The organism is Gordonia shandongensis DSM 45094, from assembly GCF_000423025.1.
GTDB classification, from domain to species: domain Bacteria; phylum Actinomycetota; class Actinomycetes; order Mycobacteriales; family Mycobacteriaceae; genus Gordonia; species Gordonia shandongensis.
In genome coordinates, this window is sequence record NZ_AUHE01000003.1 from 240005 (window position 1) to 265338 (window position 25334).

Here is a 25334-nt window from a genome sequence, read left to right on the forward strand (position 1 = left end):
CGAGCCGACCGCACCGCCGGACGCCACCGGCGGCGACATCCGGTTCAGCACGCTGAACATCGCGCTCACCGCCGGCATCGCGGCGGCCGCCCCCGCGGCGAGGACGATCGTCGTGGTGCAGCCCGACCTTCCGGCCCTGACGCCGGAGGTGCTGCGCGACGCCGTCGGGGAGGCCGAGGCCGCGCTGGCGACCGGAGCGCCCGCGGCGCTGGTGGCCGACCGCGCCGGGGAGGGCACCGTCCTGCTCGCGGTGCCCGCCGGACCGTCCTTCGCTCCGCGATTCGGTCCCGCCTCCGCCGCCCACCACCGCGGAGCGGGCGCGGTGGAACTCGATCCGGCACGCCGTCGGTGGTCCGGTCTGCGCACCGACGTCGACACGGCCGACGATCTCGGCGCCGCCCGCGCACTCGGGGTGGGACCCGAGACGACGACGGTGCTGCGTGGTTTGCGTCGCGTGGACGCGACAGCATCGCCTCGATGGTTCACAATTGACTCGTGAGTGCCACGGACGAGATCGATGACGAATCCCTGACGACCCTGCCATCGGCGCTGCCCGCCGAGACGGTCGATCCGGACGAGGCGGCGGACCTTCCGGCCGACCGGTATCTGAACCGCGAACTGAGCTGGATCGACTTCAACTCGCGTGTCCTGGCCCTCGCCGAGGACGTCTCGCTGCCGCTGTTGGAACGCGCGAAGTTCCTCGCGATCTTCGCCTCGAATCTCGATGAGTTCTTCATGGTCCGCGTCGCCGGACTGAAACGACGCGACGAGACGGGCCTGTCGGTGCGATCGGCGGACGGGCGGTCGCCGCGCGAGCAGCTGCAGATGATCGCGGTGCGCACCCAGAAGGTGGCCGATCGGCATGCTCGCGTGTTCCGCGATTCGGTGGCTCCCGCGCTGTCCGAGGAGAACATCCACATCGTCGGGTGGGACGATCTCAGCGCCGAGCAGCGAACCCGCCTGCAGGATCACTTCCACAACGAGCTCTTCCCGATTCTGACGCCGCTCGCCGTCGACCCCGCCCACCCGTTCCCGTACATCTCGGGGCTGAGCCTCAATCTGGCGGTGACGGTCCGCGACCGCACCGAGGGCGGCCAGCACTTCGCGCGCGTCAAGGTCCCCGACAACGTCTCGCGGTTCGTGCGGGTCGACCAGTTGGTGCCCGCCGACGACCCCGACTCCGACGGGCCCCGGCGCGTGCTCCTGCTCCCGGTGGAGAATCTGATCGCCGCGAACCTCACGGAGCTCTTCCCGGGGATGGACATCGTGGAGCATCACGTGTTCCGGGTGACGCGCAATGCCGACTTCGAGGTCGACGAGGACCGCGACGAGGACCTGCTCCAAGCCCTCGAACGCGAACTGGCGCGTCGCCGTTTCGGCTCGCCGGTGCGGCTCGAGGTCGGCGACGACATGACCGATTACATGCTCGATCTGCTGCTGCGTGAGCTCGACGTGGACCCCGCGGACGTCATCCAGGTGCCGGGGCTGCTCGACCTGACGTGCCTGTGGCAGATCTACGGCATCGATCGACCGGCGCTCAAGGAGCGGCCCTTCGTGCCGGCGACCCATCCGGCGTTCGGCGAACGCGAGACCCCGAAGAGCGTCTTCGCGACACTCCGTGAGGGCGACGTCCTGGTGCAGCATCCCTACGACTCGTTCTCCACCAGCGTGCAGCGGTTCATCGAGCAGGCCGCGGCCGACCCGCACGTCCTCGCGATCAAACAGACGCTGTACCGCACGTCGGGCGACTCCCCGATCGTCAATGCGCTGATCGACGCCGCCGCCGCCGGTAAACAGGTCGTCGCGCTCGTCGAGTTGAAGGCGCGGTTCGACGAACAGGCGAACATCCGGTGGGCGCGACAGCTGGAGCAGGCCGGCGTCCACGTCGTGTACGGACTGGTCGGACTCAAGACACACTGCAAGACGTGTCTGGTGGTGCGGCGCGAGGGATCCACGCTGCGGCGCTACTGCCACATCGGCACCGGGAACTACAACCCGAAGACCGCGCGTCTCTACGAGGACGTCGGCCTGTTCACCGCGGCCCCGGAGATCGGCGCGGACCTGACCGACCTGTTCAACACGCTCACCGGATACTCGCGCAAACAGGAGTACCGCAATCTGCTGGTGGCGCCGCATGGGATCCGCGACGGCATCATCGAGCGGATTCACGGTGAGATCGCCCTGAAGAAGGCGGGCGACGACCGCGCCCGCGTCCGGCTGAAGGCGAACGCGCTCGTCGATGAGCAGGTGATCGACGCCCTCTACCGCGCATCGCAGGCCGGTGTCCCGGTGGAGGTGGTGGTCCGCGGAATCTGCGCGCTGCGGCCCGGGATCGACGGCCTCAGTGAGAACATCGTGGTCCGGTCCATTCTCGGTCAGTTCCTGGAACACTCGCGGATCCTCCAGTTCGGTGCGCAGGACGAGTTCTGGATCGGCAGCGCCGACATGATGCACCGGAACCTCGACCGCCGCGTGGAGGTGATGGTGCAGGTCCGCGACCGGCGACTCACCGCCGATCTGCAGGACATGTTCGATTCGGCGCTCGATCCCCGCACCCGGTGCTGGGAGTTGCGGCCGAGCGGCTCGTGGGAGGCGCAACCGGCGGCCGGCGAGCAGGTCCGTGACCACCAGCGCCAGATGATGATCCGCAACCGCCACCACGCCGAGCCCGCCGCCCACTGATGGGCGGTCGGGTCGGCCCGCGCTCATCTCGGACGGTGTGGGCGGGCGGCGGTGTCCTGTGGCGGCCGTCGGGTTCCGGGGTCGAGGTGGCGTTGGTGCACCGGCCGCGGTACGACGACTGGTCGCTGCCGAAGGGGAAGTCGGAGCCGGGCGAGATCCTCCCGGTGACGGCGGCGCGCGAGATCGTCGAGGAGACGGGTCTGGCGATCCGGCTGGGCCACCATCTGCGAACGGTCCGCTATCGGCTTCCGTCGGGGGCCTGCAAAAAGGTCGGGTATTGGTCGGCGCGCGTCGTCGACGGCCGTTTTCGCCCGAACCGGGAGTGCGACGAACTGCGGTGGATGCCGGTCGACGAGGCGATCGCGGCGACCAGTTACGCCCTCGACGCCGAAGTGCTCCACGAGTTCGCCTCCCGTCCGGTGAGCGAGCTGCACACGCTGCTCGTGGTCCGCCACGGGTGGGCCGGGTCCCGGTGGCCGGGCGCCGACGACGTGTCGCGTCCGCTCGACGAGGTGGGTCGCCGTCAGGCCGATGCGCTGGCGCAGATCCTGGGACTGTTCGGGGCCGGCCGGTTGCACGCCGCGGACCGTACGCGATGCGTGCAGACGCTGGAGCCGTTGGCCGAACGGCTCGACGTCGCCATCCGGCCCGAACCGGCGCTCTCGGAGGAGGCTTTCGACGCCGATCCGGATGCCGCGCACGCCCGGCTCCGCAAGATCGGCGCGAAGACCGGATCGGTGCACGTCGTGTGCAGTCAGGGCGGTGTGATTCCGCCGATCCTGGAGCGCTGGGCCGATGACGACGCCGTCCTGCTGCCGGCGGCGCGGACCGAGAAGGGCAGCGTCTGGGTGCTCAGCGTGCGCGACGGGGTCCTGGTCACGGCGGACCACATCGCCGATCCCCTGGGCTGACCGGTCGAGGCGTCTGGGCCGTCAGGCGCTTGGCTGCGTCTACTTCCCGGCGGTGCCCTTCTTCGCCGCAGTCTTCTTTACGGGGGCCTTCTTTGCGGGAGACTTCTTTGCCGCGGTCTGCTTTGTTGTGGTCTTCTTTGCCGCGGTCTTGGTCGCGGTGGTCTTCTTCGCCGCGGTCTTCTTCGCGGCCGGCTTGGTCGCCGCCGTCTTCTTCGCCGCCGTCTTCTTCGCCGCCGTCTTCTTCGCCGCCGTCTTCTTCGCCGCCGTCTTCTTCGCCGCCGTCTTCTTCGCCGCCGGCTTCTTCGCCGCCGGCTTCTTCGCGGCGGGCTTCTTGACGTCCGCGGCGTCGTCGTCCGTGGCGGCCGCTGCACGCTTCACCGCCGGCTCACCGGCCTTGATCTTCTGCTTCCCCGCGACGATGTCCTTGAACTGGGCTCCCGGCCGGAACGCCGGCACCGACGTCGCCTTGACCTTCACGGTCTCACCCGTGCGCGGATTGCGAGCGACCCGCGCGGCACGGCGACGCTTCTCGAAAACGCCGAAGCCGGTGAGGGTCACGCTCTCGCCCTTGTTCACGGCGCGCACGATGGTGTCGATGACCTGCTCGACGTAGTTGGTTGCGGTCTTCCTGTCAGCGTCGAGGCGTTTGGTGATCTCCTCGACGAGTTCTGCCTTGTTCATCCGTACCTCCGCAGGATCCTCCACCGGCTCGGCCCGCCGATTATCCACACGGTAAACGCCTTGCCGCACAAAAGGTTGCGAACCAGCGCAAATGCCGGAAGAACGCGGACATCCCCGACACCGCGCACGGCGGGAACCGAATCCCGCTCTCGCCGTGCGCGTCCCGGATCCCGGGTGAACGGATCAGGGAATGGTCGTGGGCTTGAACTCCGGACGTCGCGACTCGTACTCGCCGATGGCGTCGACCTCGCGGAGGGTGAGGCCGATGTCGTCGAGGCCCTCCATGAGGCGCCAGCGCGTGTACTCGTCGAGCTGCATCGGAACGACGAGGTCGCCCGCGGTGACCGTCATGTCGTCCAGACTCACGGTCACCTCCAGGCCGGGCTCGGCGTCGAGCCGCTTCCACAGCAGCTCGACGTCGGACTGATCCACCTGGGCCGCAACGAGACCCGCCTTCCCGGAGTTCCCGCGGAAGATGTCGGCGAACCGCGACGAGATGACGACCCGGAAGCCGAAGTCCATGAGCGCCCAGACCGCGTGCTCACGCGACGATCCGGTGCCGAAGTCGGGTCCGGCGACGAGCACCGAGCCGTTGCTCCACGGATCGTTGTTGAGGATGAAGTCCGGGTCCGTCCGCCATCCGGCGAACAGGCCGTCCTCGAATCCGGTCCGGGTGACGCGTTTGAGGTAGACGGCCGGGATGATCTGGTCGGTGTCGATGTTGCTGCGCTGCAGCGGAACTCCGATTCCGGTGTGCGTGATGATGGGTTCCATGTGAGGTTCCTCGCGATCGATTCTCGGGTCAGTCCAGGTCGGCGGGAGCGGCGAGGCGACCGCGGACGGCGGTCGCCGCGGCCACGGCGGGCGACACCAGGTGGGTGCGGCCGCCCTTCCCCTGCCTGCCCTCGAAGTTGCGGTTCGACGTCGACGCACAGCGCTCGCCGGGCGAGAGCTGGTCGGGGTTCATGCCCAGACACATCGAGCAGCCCGCCATGCGCCACTCGGCGCCCGCGGCGGTGAACACCTCCCCGAGCCCCTCGACCTCGGCCTGCTCGCGGACCTTCATCGACCCGGGGACCACGAGCATCCGCATGCCGTCGGCGATCCGACGACCGCGCAGGACGTCGGCCACCGCCCGGAGATCCTCGATCCGGCCGTTCGTGCACGAGCCGACGAACACGGTGTCCACGGCCACGTCGCGCAGCGGCATCCCGGGAGTCAGGTCCATGTATTCGAGCGCCCGCGCCGCGGCCGTCGCCTCGGCCTCGTCGACGATGTCGGCGGGGTCGGGCACCGACGCACCGAGCGGCAGGCCCTGCCCGGGGTTCGTCCCCCAGGTCACGAACGGAGTGAGGGTCGAGGCGTCGATGCGCACCTCGCGGTCGAAGACCGCGTCGTCGTCGGTTCGCAGTGAATCCCAGTACTCCACGGCCGCGTCCCAGTCCGCGCCGGTCGGCGCATGCGGACGCCCCTTGAGGAACTCGTAGGTGGTCGCGTCGGGGGCGATCATCCCCGCACGGGCACCCGCCTCGATCGACATGTTGCAGATCGTCATCCGTGCTTCCATCGAGAGCTTCTCGATGGCCGACCCGCGGTACTCCAGGACATGGCCCTGGCCGCCGCCGGTGCCGATCTCCGCGATCACCGCCAGGATGAGGTCCTTGCTCGTCACACCGTCGGGCAGTTCGCCGTCGACCGTGATCGCCATGGACTTGAAGGGACGCAGCGACAGCGTCTGAGTGGCCATGACGTGCTCCACCTCGGAGGTGCCGATGCCCATCGCGAGCGCGCCGAACGCACCGTGGGTGGACGTGTGGCTGTCGCCGCACACCACGGTCATGCCGGGCTGGGTGAGACCGAGCTGCGGGCCGACGACGTGAACGATGCCCTGCTCGGCGTCACCCATCGGGTACAGGCGGACACCGAACTCCTCGCAGTTCTTCCGCAGCGTCTCCACCTGAAGAGCCGAGACCTGGTCGGCGATGGGGCTGAAGATGTCGACGGTCGGGACGTTGTGGTCCTCGGTGGCGATCGTGAGGTCCGGACGGCGGAGCTCTCGTCCCGCCATGCGGAGGCCGTCGAAGGCCTGCGGGCTGGTCACCTCGTGCACCAGGTGCAGGTCGATGTAGATCAGGTCGGGGGTGGCCTCGCCGCCTGCGTCGACCGTTCCGGGGACCACCACGTGGTCGTCCCAGACCTTCTCCGCCAGAGTGCGCGGCGTGCCGGAGTTCTCGCTCATGAGCTCTGCCATCTACTCGTAGTTGTCGCTGCCGAAGTCGATCTCGTTCGGACATCGACTTCATTCTCAGTATTTGGACCGCTAGTATCGTCCTATGGGAAAGGATAGCGGAATCGGCGTGCTCGACAAATCCGTGATGATTCTGCACGCCGTGGCCGCGCAACCGCGCAACCTCGGCGAGCTCTGCGACACCACCGGACTGCCCCGGGCGACCGCCCATCGGCTGTCCGTGGGCCTCGAGGTGCACCAACTGCTCGCCCGCGACGAGTCCGGCCGGTGGACCCCCGGGCCCGCCCTCGGCCGCCTCGCGTCGTCGGCCCGCGACCACGTCCGCGACGCGGCGCTGCTGATCCTCCCCCGACTCCAGGAGACCACCGGAGAATCGGTGCAACTCTATCGCCGCGAAGGCGCCGAGCGAGTCTGCATGGCCGCCGCGGAGCCGCCCACCGGTCTGCGCGACACGGTGCCCGAGGGCACCCGCCTCCCGATGTCGGCGGGATCGGCGGCCAAAGTCCTGCTGGCATGGGCCGACACCGACACCGTCGCCGGCCTTCTGCCCGACGCCGTCTACACCCAGCGGACCTTGGCCGAGACGCGTCGTCGCGGGTGGGCGCAGAGCGTGGCCGAGCGGGCCGCGGGCGTCGCAAGCATCTCCGCACCGGTCCGCAGCCCGCTGGGCGAGGTGGTCGCCGCCGTCTCGGTGTCCGGCCCCATCGACCGCATGGGTCGTCGCCCCGGCGAACGCTGGGCCGCCGATCTGCTCGCCGCCGCCGAGGCGATCGGCGCCCGCCTGTAACTCGTCCGGTGCGTCACGGCTTCGTGTGACTCGGCTAACGTCTCGGGCATGGGAACCAACCAGCGCGCACAGATCGTGATGTCCGACGAGGAGATCACCGAGTTCATCGACCGACACCGGACCGCATCCCTCGCAACCCACGGCAGAGACGGGATCCACCTGCTGGCCATGTGGTACGCCGTCATCGACGGTGAGATCTGGTTCGAGACCAAGGCGAAGTCGCAGAAGATCGTCAACCTCCGCCGCGACCCGCGCGCCACCGTCCTCATCGAGGACGGACTCACCTACGACACGCTGCGCGGCGTCAGCATCGAGGGCACCGTCGAGATCCACGACGATCCCGACACGTGCCTCGCGGTCGGCGTCTCCGTCTGGGAGCGGTACAACGGCCCCTACAGCGACGAGCTGAAGCCCGCGGTCGAGGCGATGATGAACAAGCGCGTGGCCGTCCGATTGAAGGGCACCCGCACGCGGTCGTGGGACCACCGCAAGCTGGGCCTTCCCGCGATCCCGCTCGGCGGCACCACCGCCCAGTTCCTCACCGACTGACCCCGTTCCCCCCAGAGACGACTGTGCCGTATTTCGTTACCCGAATCGGGTAACGAAATACGGCACAGTCCGCTCGATGCGTTGTAGCCCCGACGGGATTCGAACCCGCGCTACCGCCTTGAGAGGGCGGCGTCCTAGGCCGCTAGACGACGGGGCCCTAGGACAACTCCATGGAGTTGTGAGGCACACAGAGTAACATCCGTGTACTTTGCTGGGGTACCAGGACTCGAACCTAGAATGGCTGAACCAGAATCAGCTGTGTTGCCAATTACACCATACCCCAAGGGTCTGAACCGAAATTCGACCGACTGATCCTGCCGTCCGCTTTCCGGGCCGGGAAGAAGACTACCAACAACCCCCACCGAAAGCACAAATCGGCAGGTCAACCCGTCAGAGCGAGGCCGACAGCTCCCGCGCCCGACGCATCCGAACCAGCGACGACTCACGCCCCAGCAGTTCCATCGACTCGTAGAGCGGCGGGCTCACCGCGGCACCGGTGACACCGACCCGCACGGGACCGAAGGCCTTGCGCGGCTTGAGCCCGAGACCCTCGACGAGCGCACCCTTGAGCGTCTCCTCCAGGGTCGCCGTGTCCCAGACGTCCACGCCCTCGCACGCGGCGATCGCGGCGTCGAGGACCGCGGTCGCCTCCCCGCCGAGGTTCTTGGCGACCGACTTCTCGTCGTATTCCAGGTCGTCATCAGTGACGAACAGGAATGCGATGAGCGCCCAGGCGTCGCCGAGCACCTGAATCCGCGTCTGGACCAGATCGGCGATCACCGCCCACCGCGCATCGTCGACGTCGTCGACGAGCAGTTCCCGATCGGCCAGGTAGGTCCGCAGCCGCGCCGCGAAGTCCGCCGGATCCAGACGCCGGATGTGCTCGGCGTTGATGGAGTCGGCCTTGCGCTGGTCGAACCGCGCCGGGTTGGAGTTCACCTCGCGCACATCGAATGCGCCGATCATCTCGTCGAGCGTGAAGATGTCGTGGTCGGCGGAGATGCCCCATCCGAGGAGCGCCAGGTAGTTGATCAACCCCTCCGGGATGAATCCGCGATCGCGGTGATGGAACAGGCTCGACTCCGGATCGCGCTTCGAGAGCTTCTTGTTGCCGTCCCCCATCACGAACGGCAGGTGACCGAACTCGGGCACCCGCTCGGCGACGTCGATCCGCATCAGGGCGCGGTACAGGGCGATCTGCCGCGGGGTCGACGGCAACAGGTCCTCACCCCGCAGCACGTGCGTGATCTTCATCATCGCATCGTCCACCGGGTTCACCAGCGTGTACAGCGGCGCCCCGAGCCCGCCGTCGGGTGCGCCCGCGCGGGTGAGAGCGAAGTCCGGCACCGTTCCGGCCTTGATGACGGTGCTCCCGCGAACGAGGTCGTCCCACGCGATGTCCTCATCGGGCATCCGCAGCCGGATGACCGGCGTGCGCCCTTCGGCGCGGAAGGCCGCACGCTGCTCATCGGTGAGGTCGCGGTCGAAGTTGTCGTAGCCGAGCTTGGGGTCGCGGCCGGCCGCGCGATGGCGGGCCTCCACCTCGTCGGCCGTCGAGAACGCCTCGTACGCCTCGCCCGCGGCCACCAGGCGCGCGACGACGTCGAGGTGGATGTCCTTGCGCTCCGACTGCCGGTAGGGGCCGTGCGGTCCACCGACCTCGGGACCCTCGTCCCAGTCGAGTCCGAGCCACCGCAGGGCGTCGAGGATGGCGTCGTACGACTCCTGACTGTCACGGGACGCGTCGGTGTCCTCGATGCGGAAGACGAAGGCGCCGCCCGTGTGGCGGGCCTGGGCGTAGTTGAACAGCGCTGTGCGGGCGAGGCCGACGTGCGGCGTTCCGGTGGGCGACGGGCAGAAGCGGACACGGACGTTTTCGGCACTGGTCATGCAGGTCAGCCTAGGGCATCGGACCGTTCCGGTTCACGGCGAGGTCGGCTGTCCCGGCGTGAACCCTTGACGTTATTGTTCTAGTTGAACTAGAACTAGTTTATGTTGTTCCGCATCGACCCCGTCGGCGACGCACCGATCTTCCAACAGATCGCCGACAACGTCCGCATCGAGGCCGCCGCCGGCCGGATGCGCCCGGGACATCGACTGCCGGCGGCACGCGAGGTCGCGGCCGCCCTGGAGGTCAACGTCCACACCGTCCTGCGGGCCTACCAGGAACTCCGCGACGAGGGCCTGGTGGAGCTCCGCCGCGGCCGCGGCGCCGTCCTCACCGATGCGGCCCTCGCCCTCACCTCGGTCCACGACGACGTCCGCGCGCTCGCCGCGAAGGCCACCGCCGCCGGACTGTCCCACCAGACCCTGACCGCACTGATCCAGGAGGCCCTCCGATGAGTCGTTCCCCCCGCACTCCCGCCCCGCGCAGTTCCGCGGGTTTCATCCTCGTCGGCGCGGGCATCCCGCTCGTCGCGGTCGCCGTCGCCGCCGTCGTCCAGGGGCTCGCGTGGCCCGACCTGCCCGACCGGATCGCCGTGCACTGGAGCGCGGACGGCGACCCCGCCGGGTGGGGATCGCCGTGGACTCTGCTGGCGATCACCGTCGGCGTCGGCCTGGGGCTGCCCGCGCTCCTCGTCGCGCCGAACATCCGTCCGTTGCGTCAGGGTTCGGCCGGCTCGTCGTTCGCCTATCTGGCCGCGGTGTCCGCGGCGACCGCTGTCGGTGTGAGCACGATCCTGACCTGGACGGTCCTCGAGCAGACGCGGGACGACGCGGTACGACCGGGCCTCATCTCGCTGGTCGGGGTCGCCGCGGCCGTGGGCGTCGGGCTGGCGGCGTGGTTGCTGCTGCCGCGCGACACACCGCCGCCGACCCGGTCGGCGACGCCGATCACGACATCGGGTCGCGAACGACTCCTGTGGATCAGCACCGAGACGATCGGCCCTGCGATCGGCTTGCTCGTCGTGGCGATCGCCGTGGTCACCCTTGTCGTCGTGACGACGGCGGGACTGCACGGCGACTCCGCGTCGGCCCTGCTCGTTCCGTTGATCGTGCTCGCGGCGACGGCGTTGACCGTCGCATCGACGATGGCCTTCCATGTCCGGATCGACCAGTCCGGCTTGACCGTGCGGTCGCTGATCGGACTGCCCCGCTTTCGGATCGCGGCGGCCGACGTCGCCGAGGTCGCGACGACCGATGTGTCGCCCCTCCGCCAGTTCGGCGGATGGGGGATCCGGTTCCGTCCGGGCGCCCTCGGCGTGGTGCTGCGTTCCGGCCCCGCCCTGACGGTCACCAAGTCGGGCGGCCGAACATTCGTGGTCACGATGCGTGACGCGCAGACCGCGGCCTCCGTGCTCGCCGCCGTCGCCGACGTGTCGGCGCGCTAGTCACCGTCGCCGACGCGCGGTGACTTCAGTCGGCGGTCGGGTGCGTCACTTGTCGATGACCGGGTTGGCGAGCGTCCCGATTCCGTCGACGGTCACCGAGACCGTCTGGCCTGCGACCATGGGGCCGACGCCTTCCGGGGTGCCGGTGAGGATCACGTCGCCGGGCAGCAGTGTCATCACCCGCGACACCCATTCGATGATCTCGCCGACGCTGTGCAGCATGAGGGAGGTCCGGCTCGACTGTTTGACCTCTCCGTCGAGTTCGGTGCGCACCGCGATGTCGGCGGCGTCGAGGTCGGTGACGATCCAGGGTCCGAGTGGGCAGAAGGTGTCGTAGCCTTTGCCTCGTGTCCACTGACCGTCGTATTTCTGCTGGTCACGCGCGGTCACGTCGTTGGCCACGGTGTAGCCGAGGATCACGTCGGCGGCTTTGGCGGCGGGCACGTCTTTGCAGGGTCGGCCGATGACGACGGCCAGTTCGCCCTCGTAGTCGACTCGCTCGGACGACGGCGGGCGGACGATGGGCGCGCCGGGGCCGACGATCGAGGTGTTGGGTTTCATGAAGATCACCGGGTCGGCGGGCGCCTCGCCGCCCATCTCGGCGGCGTGCGCGGCGTAGTTCTTGCCGATCGCGATGATCTTGGTGGCGAGGATCGGGGCCAGGATCCGGGTGTCGGCGAGCTTCCAGGACCGGCCGGTGAACGTCGGTTCCCCGAAGGGGTGCTCGGCGATCTCGCGGGCGGTCTCCTCCCCCGGAGCACCTTCGACGGCGACGAATGCGACACCGTCCGGACTGGCTACGCGACCCAATTTCATGACCGCCAGGCTATCGCATACCCCATCGAGTTCTATACTCTGGAACAGAAATATCATTAGGTGGGATTTCGGGAGGAGCGTGATGGGGCCGGCCCGATGGCGGATGAGCGCTCACGACCCGACGACTGCGCAACGGTGGGCGATGCTCGTGTGCTCGCTGGTCGCCGCCATGACCACCACCTGCGCCACCGCCGGAGTGGCCTACGTGATCCCGGCACTGCACGAGCAGCAGGGCGTCTCGCTGACCGCGGCCGCCGCGCTCGCCGCCATCCCCACCATCGGCCTCACCCTCACCATCGTCGCCTGGGGTGCGGCGCTCGACCGCTTCGGCGAGCGCCGGATCCTCCTCGTGTCGCTCGGCATCACCCTGTTCGGGACCCTCATGGCGCTCACCGCGGCCCTCACCGACGCCGGTTTCACCGCACTGGCCGCCGGTCTGCTGATCGGCGGGCTCGGCTCCGGTGCCGCGAACGGCGCGAGCGGACGCATCGTGGTCGGCTGGTTCCCCGCACGGCAACGCGGCACGGCGATGGGGATCCGGCAGATGGCCCAGCCGCTCGGCGTGGCCCTCTGCGCGCTGACCATGCCCGCGCTCGCCGCCGGCCCCGGCCTCGCGGCCGCCTTCGCCGTCCCACCGATCGTCACGGCGGTCGGACTCGTCGCCGTGCTCGCCGGCATCGTCGACCCGCCGCTGACCGCGGCGGCGCACGCGGCAGCCGCCAACCCCTACCGGGGCGCGACGTTCCTGCAGCGCGTGCACGCCGTCAGCCTGCTCCTGGTGATCCCCCAGTCGATGCTGTGGACGTTCGTCCCCACCTGGCTGATCGTCGGTCACGACTGGTCGCCGTTCGCCGCGGGTGTCCTGGTGACCTGCACTCAGATCGTCGGTGCCGTCGGACGCATCGCCGCGGGTCGCATCTCCGACGTGTGGGGTTCGCGGATGCGGCCGATCCGCGCCATCGCCGTCGCGGCGACCGCGACCACCGCCGGTCTGGCACTCGCCGATCAGCTCGACTCCCCGCTGGCCGCCGCCGTGATGGTCGTCGCGTCGATCAGCGCCGTCGCCGACAACGGCCTCGCCTTCACGGCGATCGCCGAATTCGCCGGCCCGTCCTGGAGCGGCCGCGCCCTCGGCGTCCAGAACACCGCACAGTACGTGACGACGGCCGCCGCCACCCCCGTACTGGGCGCGGTGATCGAGTTCGGCGGCTACCCGGCCGCGTTCGCGGTGGGCGCCGTCGCACCGCTGCTCGCGATCCCGCTGGTGCCGGCCGACCCGCCCCGTCGCCGAGTCGAGACGCCGGTCGACGAGAGCGGTCCGCGACCGGCGCGTTGAGCACGCCGCCCCCGCGCCGCGGCGGACCTGCCACGATCAGGCACCCGTCACACCAGCGACAGGATCTCCTCGCCCACCTCGGTGGTGGAACCGCGGGTCTCACCGCGCTGCGCGACCGAAGCGGCGACCGCCTTCTCCACGCGCGCGGCGCCCTCCTCGTCACCGAGGTGACGCAGCAGCAGGCTCACCGACAGGATCGCGGCGGTCGGGTCGGCGATGTTCTGGCCGGCGATGTCCGGCGCACTCCCGTGGACGGGTTCGAACATCGACGGGTTGGCGCGAGTGGCGTCGATGTTGCCCGACGCCGCCAGCCCGATCCCGCCGGAGACCGCGGCCGCCAGGTCGGTGATGATGTCGCCGAACAGGTTGTCGGTGACGATCACGTCGAACCGACCCGGGTCGGTGACCAGATAGATGGTGGCAGCGTCCACATGAATGTAGTCGGTGGCCACGTCCGGGAACTCCGCGCCGATCTCCTCGACCGCACGGGTCCACATCCCACCGGCGAAGCTGAGCACGTTGTTCTTGTGCACCAGCGTCAACTTCTTGCGGCGCGCCCGAGCACGCGCGAACGCATCGCGGATCACCCGCTCGATGCCGAACCGGGTGTTGACGCTCACCTCGGTCGCGACCTCGTTCGGCGTGCCGACTCGGATGGCTCCGCCGTTGCCGGTGTACGGCCCCTCGGTGCCCTCGCGCACCACGACGAAGTCGATGTCGGGTCGACCGGCGAGCGGTGACTCGACCCCGTCGAACAGGATCGACGGGCGCAGGTTCACGTGGTGATCGAGGATGAAGCGCATCTTCAGCAGAAAACCGCGCTCCAGGGTGCCCGACGGAACCGACGGGTCGCCGATCGCGCCGAGGAGGATCGCGTCGTGCTCGCGCAGCGATGCGACGTCGGCGTCGGTCAGCAGATCGCCGGTGCTGTGGTAGCGGCGGGCACCGAAGTCGTACTCGGTGGTCTCGACGTCCGGGTGCAGTTTGCGCAGCACGCGGAGCGCCTGCTCGACCACCTCGGGGCCGATTCCGTCGCCGGGGATGACGGCGAGCTTCATGGGCTGATCGGTCATGACAGATCCACCTGCTTGATCAGGGTGGCGTTCACGGCCTCGCCGATGGAGCCGACCAGGGCGTCGTCGATCTCACGGTCGAGGCGCAGGATCATGGTGGCGCCCTCGCCCTCCACGTCCTGGGCGAGCGCGGCGGCGACGATGTCGACGCCGGACTCGCCGAGGAGCGTGCCGATCTTGCCGAGGGATCCCGGCTGGTCGGCGTAGCTGACGAGGAGGTTGCGGCCCTCGGCCCGGAGGTCGAAGTTGCGGCCGTTGATGTTCACGATCTTCTCGACCGCCGTCGGACCGGTGAGGCTGCCGGCCACGTTCACCACGGCGCCGTCGGCGAACACGGCCCGGACGTCGACCTGGCTCCGGTGGTTGGGGCTCTCGGTCTCGGTGACGACCTCGTGGGTCACGCCCCGCTCGGAGGCCACCGTCGGGGCGTTGACGAAGGTGATCGGTTCGTCGACGACCGCCGAGAACAGTCCCCGCAGTGCGGAGAGGCCGAGGACGTCGACGGGGCTCGCCGACAGTTCGCCGCGCACCTCGACGGTGAGGTTGGTCGGCATCGCGCCGGCGACGACGCCGGCGAGGACGCCCAGCTTGCGGGTGAGCTCGAGCCACGGGGCGACGAGCTCGTCGACGGGGCCGCCGCTGACGTTGACGGCGTCCGGAACGAAGTCGCCGGCGAGGGCGAGCTTCACGCTGGCCGCGACGTCGGTGCCCGCCCGGTCCTGCGCCTCGGCCGTCGAGGCGCCGAGGTGCGGTGTGACGACCACCTGGTCGAGTTCGAAGAGCGGCGAGTCGGTGCACGGCTCGGAGTCGAAGACGTCGAGGCCCGCTCCGCGGACGCGGCCCGCGGTGATCGCGTCGGCCAGCGCCTGCTCGTCGATCAGTCCGCCGCGCGCGGCGTTGACGATGATGACGCCGTCCTTGACCTTGGTGAGCTGCTCGGCGCCGATCAGACCGGCCGTCTCCTTGGTCTTGGGGAGGTGGATGGTGATGAAGTCGGCGCGCTCCAGCAGTTCGTCGAGATCGACCAGTTCGATGCCGAGCTGGGCCGCTCGGGCCGCCGAGGCGTAGGGGTCGTAGGCCACCACGCGGGTCTCGAACGCCGACAGCCGCTGCGCGACGAGCTGGCCGATGCGTCCCATGCCGATGACGCCGACCGTCTTGTCGAACAGTTCCACACCGGAGAACGACGACCGCTTCCAGGTGTGCTCCTTGAGCGTCGCGTCGGCCGCCGGGACCTGGCGCGCGGTCGACATCAGGAGGGCGATCGCGTGCTCGGCCGCCGAGTGGATGTTGGACGTCGGGGCGTTGACCACCATGACGCCGCGTTCGGTCGCGGCGGGCACGTCGACGTTGTCGAGGCCGACGCCGGCACGGGCGATGATGGTGAGGTTCTTGCCCGCGTCCAGGACCTCGGCGTCGACGGTGGTGGCCGAACGGACCAGCAGGGCGTCGGCGTCGACGACGGCCTCGAGGAGCTTCGGACGATCGGGGCCGTCGACCCAGCGGACCTCGACGTCGGACCCGAGGGCCTCCACCGTCGAAGGTGCGAGTTTGTCAGCGATGAGGACGACTGGACGGCCGCTTTCGGTCACTACACTCTCCAGGATTCTTGTCGGCGATGGACACCCGTGCGGCACCCAAGACTTGCTCGTTCACTGTAGGCGGGACACGGCCGACGGCCTCATCCGCCCTCCGCGGAATGTGGCACTCGACACGCGCGACGGGTACGTTCTAAGGGTCGTCTCGATTCCATCACAACTTGATCAGGACGTGAGGTGGACAGTGGGGGTTGTCCGAGGACGCACTTAGAGTAGGCCTGTCCGGTGCAGATCGCGCGGGCCGAGGACGAAGTACTGAGCGGAGAAGCCCATGAAGAAGCTGACGGTGATGCTCGCGGTCGTGGCCGCGGGGCTCCTGTCACTGGTCGGAGTTCCACACGCGGAGGCGGCGGCACCCGTGCCGCTGGGCGGCGGATCGTCGATCCTCGTCTCCAAGGGCGGAAACACCGCCTCGGCCTGCACCGTCACGGCCGTCGGCCGCCCCACGGCCGGTAAGCACAAGGGCGAGCTGATCGCCCTCACCGCCGGTCACTGCGGAAAGCCCGGCCAGCGCGTGTTCTCCGAGAACTTCACCAGCCGCGGCCAGATCGGCACCATCGCGTACACCGCGGCCGACATCGACATGGCCGTCATCAAGCTCGGATCCAATGTGCGCCCGGTCCGCACCGTGCGCGGCGTGACCATTCGCGGCATCAGCAAGCGTCCGGTGAACTTTCCGACGGTCCTGTGCAAGTCGGGCCGCACCACCGGCAACACCTGCGGTGTCACCTGGTTCTCCGACAAGCAGACGCACTTCAGCCAGATGTGCGTGATCGAAGGCGACTCGGGCAGCCCGGTCGTCGTCGGCGACCGCCTCGTCGGCATGGTGAACGCCTACTACTTCGTCTCCTGCCTCGGCCCGGAGACCGGCACCAACATCTCGACGATCCTCAAGCGACTCGACGCGAAGGGCTACGGCAACTTCAAGGTCGCCTGATCCGCGGGATCATCGCGAACAGCAGAATGCGAAGGCGGGCGGACCGAGATGATCGGTCCGCCCGCCTTCGTCCTGTGATCGGTACCGTCCGGTGATCAGGCCGCACCCTCGACGTTCGCGCGCAGTGCCGATTCGGTCTGGCGGACGGCCTGCCCGACCACGGGTTCGATGATGGCGGCCAACGCCCGGCCGGCCAGCCCGCCGGGCAGGGTGTAGTCGAAGTTCACGTCGAGCACCGTCTGCCCGTCGTCGCCGTCGGCGAACCGCCAGCCCGTGCTGACGTCGAATCCCGCGATCGAGGTGAGCACGATCCGCTCGTTCTCGACCCATTCGGTCACCTGAACCGTCGACGACAGCGATTTCGGCCCGATCTTCATCACGGCGTCGTAGGTGGCGCCCAGACCCGATGTCTGCGACGGATCCCTGGCGACGAACGACGTGATTCCGAACATCCAGTCGGGGACGTTGGTGTGGTCGTCGACGTAGGCGAACACTTCGGCGCGCGGACGGCTGGACCGTGCCTGGTGCCGGACTGACGGCATGGCTCCTCCTGGAGACGATCGATCTGAAACGGTGGTGTCACAGACATGTGGGGACAACAATGCCATGCACCGATGGCACAGTCGTCGCGGACCCCGCACTCCGCGGGTATCACGCAGACGACCCCGCACCCACCGCGGAGGCGGGTGCGGGGTCGTCGCTGCAATCGTGCGGAGCTACGCGGTCTCGGTGATCGGGCGGTCGACCCAGCTCATCAGGTCGCGCAGCTTCTGGCCGGTGACCTCGATCGGGTGCTCGGCGTTCTCCTTGCGGAGGCCCTCCAGCTCCTTGTTGCCGCCCTCGACGTTCGCGACGAGACGCTTGACGAAGGTGCCGTCCTGAATGTCCTTGAGGATGGCCCGCATGCGCTCCTTGGTGTCGGCGTCGATGACGCGCGGACCGGACAGGTAGCCGCCGAACTCCGCGGTGTCGGACACCGAGTAGTTCATGCGTGCGATGCCGCCCTCGTACATGAGGTCGACGATCAGCTTCAGCTCGTGCAGGACCTCGAAGTACGCCATCTCCGGCGCGTAGCCGGCCTCGACCATGACCTCGAAACCGGTCTTGACCAGTTCCTCGGTGCCACCGCAGAGCACGGCCTGCTCACCGAACAGGTCGGTCTCGGTCTCCTCCTTGAAGGAGGTCTTGATGACGCCCGCGCGGGTGCCGCCGATGGCCTTGGCGTAGCTCAGCGCGAGCGCCTGGCCCTCGCCCTTCGGGTCCTGGTCGACGGCGATCAGAGCCGGAACGCCCTTGCCGTCGACGAACTGGCGACGGACCAGGTGCCCCGGGCCCTTGGGCGCGACCATCGCGACCGTGATGTTGTCGGCCGGCGTGATGAGGTCGAAGTGGATGTTGAGGCCGTGACCGAAGAACAGCGCGTCGCCGTCCTTCAGGTTCGGCTCGATCGCCTCGGTGAAGATCGAGGCCTGGCTGGTGTCGGGAGCCAGCAGCATGATGACGTCGGCCCACGCCGCCGCCTCGGCCGCGGTCATCACGGTCAGCCCCTGCTCCTGAGCCTTCTCGCGCGACTTCGATCCCTCGCGCAGGCCGATGACCACCTCGACGCCCGAATCGCGCAGCGACAGCGAGTGCGCGTGGCCCTGGCTGCCGTAGCCGATCACCGCGACCTTGCGGCCCTGGATGATCGACAGGTCGGCGTCGTCGTCGTAGAACATCTCGACTGCCACAGTTGTTTCCCTTCAGAAGAGTCCGGACACAGTCTCGTCCGTGTCGGTCGGTGTTGTCGTGTCTATCTTGTCGTGTCTATTGAACCGCGCCCGCGCCCGGGCGTGCACGGCCGGGTCAGCGATTGGCCGACATGCTCTTCGGTCCGCGGCCGAGGGTGACGCCGCCGGACTGAGCGATCTCGCGGATGCCGTACGGATCCAGCATCCGCAGCAACGCCTCCAGCTTGTCGGAGGTGCCGGTCGCCTCGACGGTCACCGACTCCGGTGAGACGTCGACGACCTTGGCGCGGAACAGGTTCACCACGTCGATGAGGTCGCTGCGGTTCCCCGCGTCGGCGCGGACCTTGATGAGGATCAGTTCGCGGGAGACCGAGTTCGCCGGCTCCTGCTCCACGATCTTGATCACGTTCACCAGCTTGTTGAGCTGCTTGGTGACCTGTTCGAGGGGGAAGTCCTCCACCGAGACCATGATGGTCATCCGGGAGATCCCCTTGTTCTCGGTCGGTCCGACGGCCAGCGACTCGATGTTGAAGCCGCGGCGGGAGAACAGGCCCGAGACGCGGGCCAGGACGCCCGGCCGGTCTTCGACCAGGACGCTCAGGGTATGGGTGCTCACTGCTGGTTCCCTTCCATCGTGCCGTGGATCTCGACCGGGTCGGCCACCGACTCGTCGTCGTCGAACAGCGGCCGGATGTCGCGCGCCGCCATGATCTCGTCGTTGCCGGTGCCCGCGGCGACCATCGGCCACACCTGGGCGTCCTTGCCGACGATGAAGTCGATGAGGACCGGGCGGTCGTTGATCTCGCGCGCCTTGGCGATGGTCGGCGCGACGTCCTCCTCCTTCTCGACGCGGAAGGCCACGCAGCCGAGCGCCTCGCCGAGCTTGACGAAGTCCGGGATCATCCGCGAGTGCGTCGAGAGGTCGGTGTTGGAGTAGCGCTGCTCGTAGAAGAGGGTCTGCCACTGCCGGACCATGCCGAGGTTGCCGTTGTTGATCAGCGCCACCTTGATCGGCAGCCCCTCGATCGCGCAGGTGGCGAGCTCCTGGTTGGTCATCTGGAAGCATCCGTCACCGTCGACGGCCCACACCTCCGTGTCGGGTGCGGCCGCCTTGGCCCCCATCGCGGCGGGGATCGAGTACCCCATCGTCCCCAGACCGCCCGAGTTGAGCCACGTCCGCGGCTTCTCGTAGTCGATGAACTGTGCGGCCCACATCTGGTGCTGGCCCACACCCGCGACGTACACGGCGTCGGGGCCCGCGGCCCTGCCCAGCTCGGAGATCACGTATTCCGGCGACAGCGAACCGTCGGACTGCGCGTCGTAGCTCAGCGGGTAGGTGGTGCGCAGATCCTCGAGGTACTCCCACCACTTGGTCATCTCCGGCAGCGATCCGCCGGCGGCCAGATCGGCGCGGACCGCCTCGATGAGTTCGGTGATGACGGCTTTGGCGTCGCCGACGATCGGCACGTCGACGTCGCGGTTCTTGCCGATCTCCGCGGGGTCGATGTCGGCGTGGATCACCTTGGCGCCCGGCGCGAAGGAGTCCAGCTGTCCGGTGACGCGGTCGTCGAAGCGCGCGCCCAGGGTGATCAGCAGGTCACTGCGCTGGAGTGCGCCGACGGCGCCGACCGAACCGTGCATGCCCGGCATCCCCATGTGCAGCCGGTGGCTGTCCGGGAACGCGCCGCGGGCCATGAGGGTGGTGACCACCGGGATGCCGGTGAGCTCGGCGAGCTCGGCGAGCTCGGCGGACGCCTCGGCCTTGATGATGCCGCCGCCGACGTACAGGACCGGCGCGCTGGCCGCCGCGATCATGCGGGCCGCCTCCCGGATCTGCTTGCCGTGCGGCTTGGTGACGGGTCGGTATCCGGGCAGCTCGAACTGGGGCGGCCACGCGAACGTGGTCTGCGCCTGCAGGATGTCCTTGGGGATGTCGACGAGGACGGCGCCCGGACGGCCCGACTCGGCGATGAAGAACGCCTCGGCGATGATCCGCGGGATGTCCGCGGCGGAGCTCACCAGGAAGTTGTGCTTGGTGATCGGCATGGTGATGCCGGAGATGTCGGCCTCCTGGAAGCCGTCGGTGCCGATGAGCGAGCGACCGACCTGTCCGGTGATCGCGACCACCGGAACCGAGTCCATCTGCGCGTCGGCCAGCGGGGTCACCAGGTTGGTGGCGCCGGGCCCGGAGGTCGCCATCATCACGCCCGCCCGCCCCTTCACCTGCGCGTATCCGGTGGCGGCGTGGCCTGCACCCTGCTCGTGACGGACGAGCACGTGGCGGACGCGCTGCGAGTCGAGCAGCGGATCGTAGACCGGGAGCACAGCTCCGCCGGGAATGCCGAACACGACCTCGACGCCGAGCTCTTCGAGCGACCGGACGACCGACTGGGCGCCGGTGACTCGCTCGGGAGCGACGACGGCGTCCGGCGAACGCATTCCCTCCGTGGACGGCGACTGCGGTCGCGGTCCACGCGCTGTTGGATTACTCACTGCACGATCCTCATCTGTTTCGTGTTCTGCTCTTCCACGCTCCCGGCCCGACCCCGTGGCGGTGAGGCCGCGTTCCGGGTTCCGGCAAGAAAAAACCCCCGCCAGCGAGGCTGTGCGAGGGGCGCGTCGTAAATGGTTCTGAAGGTCTACGAAGTGACCGATCAGGCGTGGACGCGCCGACCGATTACTACGAGAAGCTTCTGAGTCATCACCTGCACAAAGTAAGGCAGTTCGACCGCGGGAGTCAAATCGGCGGTCTGTCGGTCTCTCGCGCCGTCGCCGACCGCGCCGATCGTGTGACGAGGCCAGATCGTGCGACGGCAGATCGTGCGACAATGGCGGATATGAGTGCAACGACGACCGACTTCAAGATCTCGCCGCTGGCCTACCTCGTGGTGCCGCTCGTGCTGTTGCTCAGTTTCATGATGATGGGCGTGTCGGTGGCCGGTTTCGGCTGGACGCTGATCTTCCCGATCGCCCTGGCCTGGTGGATCCACCACCTGCGCACCGAGGTCGACGCCCAGGGGATGACGGCCGTCGGCACGTTCTCCACCACTCGCGTCCCGTGGGGCGACGTCGACGGGCTGCGCTTCCCCCGGTGGAGCGCTGCTCGCGCCGTCCTCACCGACGGCACCGAGGTGCCGCTGCCGTCGGTCGGTTTCGGTGACCTCCCGGTGCTCGCCGAGATCAGCGGGGGCCGCGTCCCCGACCCGTTCGCCGCCGAACGCGAGACGCGGTTGGCGGCGGGCTGACACCGCCTCCCCCCGTCACGTCCCCCCGTCACGTCCCCCCGTCACGTCCCCGACCGCCCCCACCGCCCGGACGGCCCGCACGGTCCCCCGACCGCCGACGCCGCCGGAGAGAATCAGCCGAGGACCCCATGCAGACCCTCAACGCCAAGGACCTCCAGAACGCGATCGCCGACGGGCGGCTCTCGTTCGTGGGCCGCGAGCTCCCCGAGCTGGCGCCCCAGGACACCGCCGCGCTTCTGGACGCGATGGATCGCAGCGACCGGACGATCGCCTTCCGGCTGCTCCCCAAGGACTACGCGGTCCAGGTCTTCGACGATCTCACCCCGACCGCGCAGGCGACGCTGATCCGGTCACTGGGCACGGTCGAGGTCGCCGACGCCTTCGACAACCTCGATCCCGACGACCGGGCCGAGCTGCTCGACGAGCTGCCGGCGAACGTCGCCAAGGCGCTCATCCGGAGCCTGTCCCCCAGCGAGCGGGAGACGACGGCCGTGGTCCTCGGGTTCGCGCGCGGTTCCGTGGGTCGTCGCATGAGCCCGGAGTTCGTCCACGTGTTCCCCGACGACACCTGCGGCGAGGCCGTCGATCGCATCAAGGCCCGGGGCCGGGACGCCGAGACCATCTACACCGTTCCGGTGGTCGACCATCACCGCCGCCTGGTCGGTGTGGTGAGCCTGCGCGAACTGCTGCTCTCGGACTCCGACGTCGCCGTCGACGAGCACATGAACCCCCCGATCTACGCGCACGTCGACGAGGACGCCGAGTCGGCCGCGCAGCGATGCATCGACCGCGCGATCTTCGCGATGCCCGTCGTCGACGGCGAGGACCGTCTCCTGGGCGTGTTGACCCTCGACGACGCCGCCGAGGTGGTCGAGGCCGCCCGTGACGAGGACGAGGCGCGTGCCGGTGCCCGCGAGGTCCTGAAGACGCCGTATCTGCAGTCGTCGATCCTCGCGATCACCCGCGCCCGCGTGGTCTGGCTGTTCGTCCTGGCGGTCTCGGCGATCCTGACCGTCAACGTGTTGGAGATCTTCGAGGGCACCCTGGAGCAGCGGGTGGCCCTGGCCCTCTTCATCCCCCTGCTCACCGGCATCGGCGGCAACACGGGATCGCAGGCCGCCACCACGGTCACGCGCGCGCTGGCGACCGACGAGGTGACCTCCGGCGACGCCGGCCGCGTCGCCGGCAAGGAGATCCGGGTCGGCCTCACGATGGGTGCCGCCCTGGGCGCGGTGGGCTTCGTCGTCGCCTCGGCCGTCTACGGTCTGGACATCGGCACCGTGATCGGGCTGACCATCGTGTCGGTGTGCACCATGGCGGCGACGGTCGGCGGGCTGATGCCGCTCGTGGCGAAGACCGTGCGCGTCGACCCCGCGGTCTTCTCCACGCCCTTCATCTCGACCTTCTGCGATGCGACGGGCCTGATCATCTACTTCACCATCGCCAAGTCGGTCCTCGGAATCTGACCGGATTCGCGCTCGGCGTAGAGTGGTGAACCGGTCCGACGGCCGACGGCCGAACCGGACCGCAGTTCCGATTTCTCTTTCTGAGCGAGGACCCTGATGCCAGCCCTGCGATCTCGCACCACCACCGTCGGCCGCGAGGCGTCCGGCGCCCGCGCCCTCTGGCGCGCCACGGGTATGACCGATGACGATTTCGGCAAGCCGATCGTCGCGATCGCGAACTCGTACACCCAGTTCGTGCCGGGCCACGTGCACCTGAAGGATGTCGGCGAGATCGTCGCCGACGCCGTCCGCGAGGCCGGCGGCGTCGCCAAGGAGTTCCACACCATCGCCGTCGACGACGGGATCGCCATGGGGCACGGCGGCATGCTGTACTCGCTGCCCAGCCGTGAGATCATCGCCGACTCCGTCGAGTACATGGTCAACGCGCACACCGCGGACGCCCTCGTCTGCATCTCCAACTGCGACAAGATCACTCCGGGCATGCTCAACGCCGCGATGCGCCTGAACGTCCCGACGGTCTTCGTCTCGGGCGGTCCGATGGAGGCGGGCAAGGCCGTCGTCGTCGACGGGGTGGCCCAGGCCCCCACCGATCTCATCACCGCGATCTCCGCGTCGGCCAACGACGCCGTCGACGACGAGGGGCTGGCCGCCGTCGAGGCCAGCGCCTGCCCCACCTGCGGCTCCTGCTCCGGCATGTTCACCGCGAATTCGATGAACTGCCTCACCGAGGCGCTCGGGCTGGCGCTGCCCGGCAACGGTTCGACGCTCGCCACCCACTCCGCGCGGCGGGCGCTGTTCGAGCGGGCCGGCCGCACGGTGGTCGAGGCGGCCACTCGCTGGTACCGGGACGACGACGCCTCCGTGCTCCCGCGCAGCGTCGCGACGTCGACGGCGTTCCGCAATGCGATGGCCCTCGACGTCGCGATGGGCGGCTCGACGAACACGGTCCTGCACATCCTCGCCGCCGCGCAGGAGGGCGAGGTCGCCGACTTCGACCTCTCGGCGATCGACGAGATCAGCCGGAACGTGCCGTGCCTGTCGAAGGTGTCACCGAACTCCGACTACCACATGGAGGACGTGCATCGCGCCGGCGGGATCCCCGCCATCCTCGGCGAACTGCGCCGCGCCGGACTGATCGACGACACCGCGTCGACCGTTCATTCACCGACGCTCGCGCAGTTCCTCGACGACTGGGACATCCGCGGCGGAACCGCCACCGACGAGGCCGTCGAACTGTTCCACGCGGCACCCGGCGGCGTGCGGACCACCGAGCCCTTCTCCACGTCCAACCGTTGGAGTTCGTTGGACGTCGACGCCGCCGAGGGGTGCATCCGCGACTATGCGCACCGCTACACCGATGAGGGCGGGCTGTGCGTCCTCACCGGCAACATCGCACCCAACGGCTCGGTCCTCAAGACCGCGGGCATCGACGAGGAGCTGTGGCATTTCCAGGGGCCGGCTCGCGTGGTCGAGAGCCAGGAGGCCGCCGTCCACGCCATCCTCTCCAAGGAGTTGCAGGCCGGTGAGGTGCTCGTGGTGCGCTACGAGGGGCCCGCGGGCGGCCCGGGCATGCAGGAGATGCTGCACCCGACCGCGTTCATGAAGGGCACCGGCATGGGTCGCAAGTGCGCGCTCATCACCGACGGCCGCTTCTCCGGCGGTTCGTCGGGCCTGTCGATCGGCCACATCGCGCCCGAGGCCGCGGCCGGCGGCGCCATCGGTCTCATCGAGGACGGCGACGAGATCTACATCGACGTGAAGGAGCGGGCGCTGAAGGTGCTCGTCGACGACGAGACGCTCGCGGAGCGCCGCGCGAAGATGGCGGCCTCCGAGCATCCGTGGGCGCCGCGGAACCGCGAGCGCACGGTCACCACCGCGCTGCGCGCCTACGCCGCGTTGGCCACATCCGCCGATCGCGGAGCGGTCCGCTCGGTGGACTGACC

At 69.0% G+C, this 25334-nt stretch carries 22 protein-coding genes, 2 tRNA genes and 1 pseudogene; 12 read left to right on the forward strand and 13 right to left on the reverse strand.

Annotated elements, in window-relative coordinates; translation table 11 throughout:
* From G528_RS18940 to G528_RS0106310, 3 genes and pseudogenes are all read left to right on the forward strand, one after another.
* Positions 1 to 499 (forward strand): annotated as a pseudogene (locus tag G528_RS18940) (2-phospho-L-lactate guanylyltransferase); the annotation flags it as partial.
* A complete protein-coding gene (locus tag G528_RS0106305) occupies positions 496 to 2682 on the forward strand; it encodes an RNA degradosome polyphosphate kinase (RefSeq protein WP_026918235.1) in 2187 nt (728 codons plus the stop codon). The pseudogene G528_RS18940 and the gene G528_RS0106305, both read left to right, overlap by 4 nt.
* On the forward strand, positions 2682 to 3593 hold the full coding sequence (locus tag G528_RS0106310) for an NUDIX hydrolase (protein ID WP_026918236.1): 912 nt from the start codon (positions 2682 to 2684) through the stop codon (positions 3591 to 3593). The genes G528_RS0106305 and G528_RS0106310 overlap by 1 nt, the downstream gene beginning before the upstream one ends.
* A gap of 39 nt (positions 3594 to 3632) precedes the next feature.
* Here the strand turns inward: G528_RS0106310 and G528_RS0106315 are convergent, their stop codons facing one another.
* The 3 genes from G528_RS0106315 to leuC all read right to left on the reverse strand — a co-directional run bounded on the left by G528_RS0106315 (position 3633) and on the right by leuC (position 6525).
* Entirely contained in the window at positions 3633 to 4274 is a 642-nt protein-coding gene (locus G528_RS0106315; RefSeq protein ID WP_026918237.1) for an HU family DNA-binding protein, read from the reverse strand.
* 183 nt (positions 4275 to 4457) lie between these two features.
* On the reverse strand, positions 4458 to 5048 hold the full coding sequence (gene leuD, locus G528_RS0106320) for a 3-isopropylmalate dehydratase small subunit (protein ID WP_026918238.1): 591 nt from the start codon (positions 5046 to 5048) through the stop codon (positions 4458 to 4460).
* A gap of 28 nt (positions 5049 to 5076) precedes the next feature.
* The gene (gene leuC, locus G528_RS0106325; protein ID WP_425402214.1) at positions 5077 to 6525 is read right to left on the reverse strand and encodes a 3-isopropylmalate dehydratase large subunit; all 1449 of its coding nucleotides are present in this window, start codon (positions 6523 to 6525) and stop codon (positions 5077 to 5079) included.
* Positions 6526 to 6607: 82 nt separating this feature from the next.
* Between leuC and G528_RS0106330 the strand changes: the two genes are divergently transcribed.
* Entirely contained in the window at positions 6608 to 7309 is a 702-nt protein-coding gene (locus tag G528_RS0106330; protein WP_026918240.1) for an IclR family transcriptional regulator, read from the forward strand.
* A gap of 48 nt (positions 7310 to 7357) precedes the next feature.
* Positions 7358 to 7858, forward strand: a complete 501-nt coding sequence (locus G528_RS0106335) for a pyridoxamine 5'-phosphate oxidase family protein (RefSeq protein ID WP_026918241.1) — start codon at positions 7358 to 7360, stop codon at positions 7856 to 7858.
* A gap of 84 nt (positions 7859 to 7942) precedes the next feature.
* Here the strand turns inward: G528_RS0106335 and G528_RS0106340 are convergent.
* The 3 genes from G528_RS0106340 to gltX form a co-directional block, all read right to left on the reverse strand.
* Positions 7943 to 8015: transfer RNA gene (locus G528_RS0106340), tRNA-Glu, on the reverse strand.
* A 54-nt stretch (positions 8016 to 8069) separates the two neighbouring features.
* Positions 8070 to 8141: transfer RNA gene (locus G528_RS0106345), tRNA-Gln, on the reverse strand.
* 107 nt (positions 8142 to 8248) lie between these two features.
* A complete protein-coding gene (gene gltX, locus G528_RS0106350; RefSeq protein WP_026918242.1) occupies positions 8249 to 9748 on the reverse strand; it encodes a glutamate--tRNA ligase in 1500 nt (499 codons plus the stop codon).
* Positions 9749 to 9850: 102 nt separating this feature from the next.
* Between gltX and G528_RS0106355 the strand changes: the two genes are divergently transcribed.
* Together G528_RS0106355 and G528_RS0106360 are read left to right on the forward strand one after the other, a co-directional pair.
* On the forward strand, positions 9851 to 10201 hold the full coding sequence (locus G528_RS0106355; protein WP_026918243.1) for a GntR family transcriptional regulator: 351 nt from the start codon (positions 9851 to 9853) through the stop codon (positions 10199 to 10201).
* The gene (locus G528_RS0106360) at positions 10198 to 11190 is read left to right on the forward strand and encodes a DUF1648 domain-containing protein (RefSeq protein ID WP_026918244.1); all 993 of its coding nucleotides are present in this window, start codon (positions 10198 to 10200) and stop codon (positions 11188 to 11190) included. Before G528_RS0106355 ends, G528_RS0106360 begins: the two co-directional genes overlap by 4 nt.
* A gap of 45 nt (positions 11191 to 11235) precedes the next feature.
* Here G528_RS0106360 and G528_RS0106365 read toward each other — a convergent pair whose 3' ends face one another.
* Positions 11236 to 12006 carry a fumarylacetoacetate hydrolase family protein gene (locus G528_RS0106365; protein ID WP_026918245.1) on the reverse strand — a complete coding sequence of 257 codons (771 nt, stop codon included), beginning with the start codon at positions 12004 to 12006 and terminating at the stop codon, positions 11236 to 11238.
* 82 nt (positions 12007 to 12088) lie between these two features.
* On the opposite strand from G528_RS0106365, the gene G528_RS0106370 reads away from it, so the two are divergent.
* Positions 12089 to 13342: an MFS transporter gene (locus tag G528_RS0106370; protein ID WP_245569690.1), complete on the forward strand. Its 1254-nt coding sequence runs from the start codon at positions 12089 to 12091 to the stop codon at positions 13340 to 13342.
* Positions 13343 to 13389: 47 nt separating this feature from the next.
* On the opposite strand, the gene G528_RS0106375 is transcribed toward G528_RS0106370, so the two are convergent.
* Together G528_RS0106375 and serA are read right to left on the reverse strand one after the other, a co-directional pair.
* On the reverse strand, positions 13390 to 14400 hold the full coding sequence (locus G528_RS0106375) for a 3-isopropylmalate dehydrogenase (RefSeq protein WP_026918247.1): 1011 nt from the start codon (positions 14398 to 14400) through the stop codon (positions 13390 to 13392).
* A gap of 11 nt (positions 14401 to 14411) precedes the next feature.
* Positions 14412 to 16007 (reverse strand): phosphoglycerate dehydrogenase, encoded by a 1596-nt coding sequence (gene serA, locus G528_RS0106380; protein ID WP_026918248.1) that lies wholly within the window; start codon positions 16005 to 16007, stop codon positions 14412 to 14414.
* A gap of 277 nt (positions 16008 to 16284) precedes the next feature.
* On the opposite strand from serA, the gene G528_RS0106385 reads away from it, so the two are divergent.
* Positions 16285 to 16950 (forward strand): trypsin-like serine protease, encoded by a 666-nt coding sequence (locus tag G528_RS0106385; protein WP_026918249.1) that lies wholly within the window; start codon positions 16285 to 16287, stop codon positions 16948 to 16950.
* A gap of 95 nt (positions 16951 to 17045) precedes the next feature.
* On the opposite strand, the gene G528_RS0106390 is transcribed toward G528_RS0106385, so the two are convergent.
* The 4 genes from G528_RS0106390 to G528_RS0106405 all read right to left on the reverse strand — a co-directional run bounded on the left by G528_RS0106390 (position 17046) and on the right by G528_RS0106405 (position 21173).
* Entirely contained in the window at positions 17046 to 17492 is a 447-nt protein-coding gene (locus G528_RS0106390) for an SRPBCC family protein (protein WP_026918250.1), read from the reverse strand.
* A 174-nt stretch (positions 17493 to 17666) separates the two neighbouring features.
* The gene (gene ilvC / locus G528_RS0106395) at positions 17667 to 18668 is read right to left on the reverse strand and encodes a ketol-acid reductoisomerase (RefSeq protein ID WP_211220603.1); all 1002 of its coding nucleotides are present in this window, start codon (positions 18666 to 18668) and stop codon (positions 17667 to 17669) included.
* A 127-nt stretch (positions 18669 to 18795) separates the two neighbouring features.
* Complete coding sequence (gene ilvN / locus G528_RS0106400; RefSeq protein ID WP_026918252.1) at positions 18796 to 19296, reverse strand: acetolactate synthase small subunit; 501 nt, start codon at positions 19294 to 19296, stop codon at positions 18796 to 18798.
* Positions 19293 to 21173, reverse strand: coding sequence for an acetolactate synthase large subunit (locus G528_RS0106405; protein WP_084638063.1), 1881 nt, complete (start codon positions 21171 to 21173; stop codon positions 19293 to 19295). Before G528_RS0106405 ends, ilvN begins: the two co-directional genes overlap by 4 nt.
* Positions 21174 to 21517: 344 nt before the next feature.
* Here G528_RS0106405 and G528_RS0106410 point away from each other — a divergent pair, with 344 nt between their 5' ends.
* The 3 genes from G528_RS0106410 to ilvD all read left to right on the forward strand — a co-directional run bounded on the left by G528_RS0106410 (position 21518) and on the right by ilvD (position 25332).
* Entirely contained in the window at positions 21518 to 21925 is a 408-nt protein-coding gene (locus tag G528_RS0106410; protein WP_051198378.1) for a PH domain-containing protein, read from the forward strand.
* 128 nt (positions 21926 to 22053) lie between these two features.
* Positions 22054 to 23391 carry a magnesium transporter gene (mgtE, locus tag G528_RS0106415; RefSeq protein ID WP_026918255.1) on the forward strand — a complete coding sequence of 446 codons (1338 nt, stop codon included), beginning with the start codon at positions 22054 to 22056 and terminating at the stop codon, positions 23389 to 23391.
* A 96-nt stretch (positions 23392 to 23487) separates the two neighbouring features.
* On the forward strand, positions 23488 to 25332 hold the full coding sequence (gene ilvD / locus G528_RS0106420) for a dihydroxy-acid dehydratase (protein WP_026918256.1): 1845 nt from the start codon (positions 23488 to 23490) through the stop codon (positions 25330 to 25332).
* Positions 25333 to 25334 lie beyond the last annotated feature (2 nt).